The 5,145-nt window shown below is 45.9% G+C and carries 5 protein-coding genes and 1 pseudogene; all 6 read left to right on the top strand.

Features of this window, described 5'->3' with window-relative positions:
• On the top strand, window positions 1-666 hold a 666-nt coding region (locus ACESM0_RS12610; protein ID WP_372906558.1), incomplete at its 5' end, for an MBL fold metallo-hydrolase.
• A gap of 572 nt (window positions 667-1,238) precedes the next feature.
• Window positions 1,239-2,447, top strand: coding sequence for a P1 family peptidase (locus ACESM0_RS12605; protein ID WP_372906557.1), 1,209 nt, complete (start codon window positions 1,239-1,241; stop codon window positions 2,445-2,447).
• A 53-nt stretch (window positions 2,448-2,500) separates the two neighbouring features.
• Window positions 2,501-3,400 (top strand): patatin-like phospholipase family protein, encoded by a 900-nt coding sequence (locus ACESM0_RS12600; protein WP_372906556.1) that lies wholly within the window; start codon window positions 2,501-2,503, stop codon window positions 3,398-3,400.
• Between the two features lie 12 nt (window positions 3,401-3,412).
• Window positions 3,413-3,871, top strand: coding sequence for a GNAT family N-acetyltransferase (locus ACESM0_RS12595; protein ID WP_372906559.1), 459 nt, complete (start codon window positions 3,413-3,415; stop codon window positions 3,869-3,871).
• A 125-nt stretch (window positions 3,872-3,996) separates the two neighbouring features.
• On the top strand, window positions 3,997-4,920 hold the full coding sequence (locus ACESM0_RS12590) for an aminotransferase class IV (protein WP_372906555.1): 924 nt from the start codon (window positions 3,997-3,999) through the stop codon (window positions 4,918-4,920).
• Between the two features lie 91 nt (window positions 4,921-5,011).
• A pseudogene (locus tag ACESM0_RS12585) lies at window positions 5,012-5,145 on the top strand (sulfotransferase family protein); the annotation flags it as partial.

Genomic DNA, 5,145 nt, shown 5'->3' with positions numbered 1-5,145 from the left:
ATTTTCGATTTTGGGGAAGGCGGTGCAGCCCGCTATCTGTTCAACACCCATCACCACGGCGATCATGTATCGGGTAACCGGGTTTTTCAGTCGGATAATTTTGAAATCATCGCTCATGAAAATGTGCCGGAGCTTCAGCGTGCCGGTTCAAACGGTCAAAGTATTGTTACTGCTTCCCGCACATTCAGCGAAGAGCTGACTGTGAATTCCGGTGACGAAACCGTAACTGCCAGACATTACGGACCGGCCCACACCGGCGGAGATTCCGTCATCTGGTTTGAAAATGCAAATATAGCTCACATGGGTGATCTGATTTTCAACCGATGGTATCCATTTATTGATATTGAAGGCGGCGCGTCTATTCAGAACTGGATTACTACACTGGAAACCGTTGCAAGCGAAGCCGCTTCAGATACACAATTTGTTTTTGGTCACGCAAACAGAGAGTTTGGGGTTAGTGGAAACCGGGCAGATGTTCTCTATATGCGCGACTATTTATCCAAACTATTTGAATATACCGACCAAGGTATTCAGGACGGTCAGTCTCTCGAAGAGTTGACACAAATTGATCAGTTCGATGAATTTCCAAACCACCAGAGCGCCGGAGCGCGACTTTCCCTTCAGTCCAATATTGAAGCCGCCTATGCAGAACTCACCTCAGAATAGATCGAAAGATTCAAATCTGGCACGGTGCCTCTATTGCGGTCAGCCGGCACAGATTGTATGGGTGCACGGGCACGGACAGTGCGCAAACTGTGGCATTAATGTAGATGAGTGCTGCCGCGGCGAAAGCTGTGATACTGACTTAACAGATTCTCCCCTGACAAGTGGAGACTGAGAGGGGTGTTCAAAAGAACTTTCAACTCTGGTATTATAACGAATAGACATTAGCTTTGACAAGTTCATTCTCTCTCTTAAAAGAGAGCAACATCAGGTACTATTTTAACGTGAGTTCGACATAAGTATCTTGAATATGATTTTCCCCTCCTGCCTGCCCTCGATACGTCGGGGTGTAAGGAGGGTTGGGGGGGGTAGCCTTTATGATTTTAGCCCCTCCTTGAAAAAGGAAGGGACTTTTTCAATGCCTTTACATTTATTTTATATCGAACTCACGTTATTTTACAATTTCAGTGCCTTCCGCGTTTCAATGGCTAAACCACTGTGCACTATACTTCTTGAGCCTGATTGACTATTTTAGATCGGTCTACTATTTCAAACCTTACAATCACGGCTCAATCATGAAACAGTTCAACCTTCTCCTATCTGCCCTCACTATTCTTTGTTTACTCTCAACCCAAGCCCAATCTCAGGAGCGCGAACGGGTGCGTGACCTTGGAATCTATCCCGGAATTCTCCCGACCGGCCAGTGGAATGCCATCACCGATGTAGAGGGCGTGATGGTGGGGCATCAAACATTGATTGAAGGCGAGAACATTCGAACCGGAGTAACGGGCATCCTTCCTCATTCGGGAAACCTCTACAGAGAACGGGTTCCCGCCGCCGTTTATGTTGGAAATGGTTTTGGAAAAGCACTTGGATTCACTCAGGTTCAGGAGCTCGGTGAAATGGAAACGCCCATCGCACTCACCAATACCCTCAGCATCTTTAACGCCGCGCACGGGGTGGCCGACTATGTCTTGAATCTGCCCGGAAATGAAAATGTAGGGTCGGTCAATCCGGTAGTGGGTGAAACCAACGACGGTTGGTTGAATGATATTCGGGCACGGGTTGTGGATACCGAAGATGTTCATAAGGCGATCGAGTCTGCAGAATCTGGCCCGGTTTCCGAAGGGAATGTAGGAGCAGGAACCGGAACCCGAGCGCTCGGTTTTAAAGGTGGCATTGGAACTTCATCCCGCCGGCTGCCCGAAAATCGCGGCGGCTACACGGTGGGCGTTCTGGTGCAGTCCAACTTTGGTGGAATTTTAACCGTGAACGGAGCACCGGTCGGTGAGGAGCTGGGGAATCACTATCTAGCCACCGGTCAGACCTCTCCAAGTAGTCAGACGGGAGTACTGGCAAAAAGTCTGACGGATCAAACAGACGGCTACGATTTTGACGTGGACGGCTCCATAATGATCGTCGTTGCAACGGATGCCCCAATCACTTCAAGAAATCTGGAGCGGCTGGCCAAACGAGCGTTCATGGGAATTGCCCGGGTTGGTGGTTTTGCCTCCAACGGAAGCGGCGACTATGTGATCGCTTTTTCCACACATCCCGATGTTCGGAACAACCTGGATGATTCAGGCCAAACGCGACAAATTACAGAACTGGATAACAACGCGGTGAGCCCTCTTTTTCTGGCCGCCTTGGAAGCAACCGAAGAGGCGATCTTAAATTCCCTCTTTATGGCCGAAACGATGGAAGGACAAGACGGACGTACTCAGGAAGCTCTTCCGATTGATGAAGTGATGGAGATCCTGGAGAAGTACGCGGCTGATCAGTAACTGTTTTAATACGATATTGCGATAAATAAAACTGTAAAAAATCTTGCTCTGAAATGCCTGAAAAAAAAGTCCATCTGGTTCTGGGAAGCGGCGGTGCCCGGGGAATTGCCCATATTGCAGTGATTGAAGAACTGGAAAAAGCCGGGTACGAGATTATTGAAGTGATCGGTTGTTCGATGGGCGCGGTGGTTGGTGGCATTTACGCAGCCGGGCATCTACCGGAGTATAAAAAGTGGATATTAGGCCTATCTAAACGAAATGTTTTTGATCTGCTGGATTTTACCTTTGCAAAGCAGGGATTTGTTAAAGGAGAAAAGCTTTTTGCCAAGCATGTGCAAGTGACGGGCGAAGAAAAAATTGAGGACTTCTCTATTCCATTTACTGCTGTAGCTACCGATATGCGCGACCATAGTGAAGTGCACTTTAAAAAGGGAGATCTATATAAAGCGTTACGAGCATCGGTTTCCATGCCCGGGTTTTTTGTCCCTGTTTTTGAAAACGGGCAGGTCTTAGTAGATGGCGGCGTATTGAATCCGCTCCCCATTAATTTAGTTGAGAAAAAAGAAGGTGCTGAGATCATTGCTGTAAATTTAAACGGTAAAATGGATCCCAAATACGATAGGCCCTCTGAGCCGGATAGGCTGGAAGAAATGCAAAAATGGTTCGATAAAATTCTTCCAGATTCAATGAAAACGAATCGCAAAACCAAAGCAAAATCAGAATTACCCGCTGATGAAGATTCCTTTTCATTAATCGAACTCATGGACAGCTCTTTCAGCTTTACCCAAGACCGACTTACAGAACTCATTATTGAATTACATAAACCCAACCACGTTATTGAAATTCCCCGAAATGCCTGCGGCGTTTTTGATTTTGATCAGGGAAAACGGGTATATGAAATCGGAGTGGAAGCCTGCAAAAGCGTTATTAAGCAAAAGGATAAAATCGATTAATAAATGTCTGCTATGAACCCGACAATTAAAGTTCGCAAAGCCACACCCAAAGATGCTGAATCAATTATTCAGTTCAATATTGCCATGGCGATGGAGACGGAAAACAAAACATTGAAAAGAGAGGAAATTGAGCCTGGTGTACACGGGTTGTTTGATAAACCTGAACATGGGTTTTACATGGTGGCAGAGTCGGAGGAAAAGGTTGTCGGGTCGCTGATGATTACCTTTGAATGGAGCGACTGGCGCAACGGCCTCTTCTGGTGGATCCAGAGCGTGTATGTCATACCGGAGTTTCGCCGGAAAGGTGTATACCGGACGATGTACCTGACCATCAAAACCATGGCCAAAGAAAAATCGGACGTCTGCGGATTCCGGCTTTATGTGGAGAGAGAGAACATCAACGCCCAGAAAACCTATGCTTCACTGGGCATGGACGAAACGCACTACAAGATGTTTGAGGAGATCAAGTAAGTTGAAGCCTGACGTGTCGTTTTTTATCTGTTACCGGACATCGGTCAAGCATTCTGTAGGGATATTGATAATTCACTAAGGGTGACCCTTTCCGAAGTTTTACGTATGTTCAATCAAAAATTTACATGGCACACGGCACACATAATGCGGTAGAAGATCCGCGGAATGAAAATGTACTTATTTACATCAACGGAGAGCTATTTCCCCGTAAAGAAGCAAAAATTTCTGTATTTGACAGCGGATATTTGGTAGGTGATGGTGTATGGGAAGGGCTTCGCCTGCACAACGGGGCGCTGGTGTTTTTGAATGATCATTTCGATCGATTGTACCAGGGAGCTAGAACAATTGGAATGGATTTAGAAATGAATCGTGCCGAAATAACGGCTGCCATCCGTGAGACTTTGCAGGCAAACAATATGAAGGATGGTGTGCACATTCGTATTATGTTTACCCGCGGAATTAAAAAGACACCGTCGCAGGATCCAAGATTGACCATTTCCGGTCCCAATTTGGTTATCATAGCGGAATACAAAAAAGCCGACCCGACCAGCCGAGATAGTGGTGTAAAGTTATTTACCAGTACCATTCGCCGCGGCTCTCCCGATTATCTTGATCCCCGTCTGAATTGCCACAGTAAAATCCATGAAGTACAGGCTTTAATACAAGCTCAGGAAGCCGGAGCCGATGAAGCACTCATGCTCGATGTCAACGGATTTGTGGCAACCTGTAATGCAACCAATTTTTTTATGGTGAAAGACGGGGAAGTCTGGACCTCAACCGGGCAGTATTGTATGAATGGCATCACCCGTAAGAAAGTTATTGAAGTGTGTAAAAAAGCCGAAATTCCTTGTTTTGAGAAGAATTTTTCCCTGTTTGATGTTTACGGAGCTGATGAGGCTTTTGTAACAGGAAGTTTCGGAGGTCTCACACCGGTAACTGAAGTAGATGGACGAGTGATTTCAGAAAATGTGCCCGGAAAAGTAACCCGGGAGTTGCAGGATTTGTATAAACAAGCCATTATGGCATCTGTTGATCAACAACGGGTTTAGTGAAACTCAATAATAATTTTGAATGAAGTCCCGGTATTGATAAATGAGATGAAATAAATTCGGGCCTACATAAAAATTAAACTGAAAGTACATGTCAAAAACGAAAAGAATATGCCTTTGGAGTGGCCCCCGAAATATTTCAACGGCCTTGATGTATTCTTTTGGCCAACGCGAGGACACTACCATTGTAGATGAGCCTCTTTATGCTCACTATTTATCTAAAAC

Origin of the sequence: Rhodohalobacter sp., assembly GCF_041686455.1 — a bacterium.
GTDB lineage: Bacteria > Bacteroidota > Rhodothermia > Balneolales > Balneolaceae > Rhodohalobacter.
Note: the sequence above shows the minus strand (reverse complement) of the source record. Positions and strands in the feature narration are given on the sequence as shown.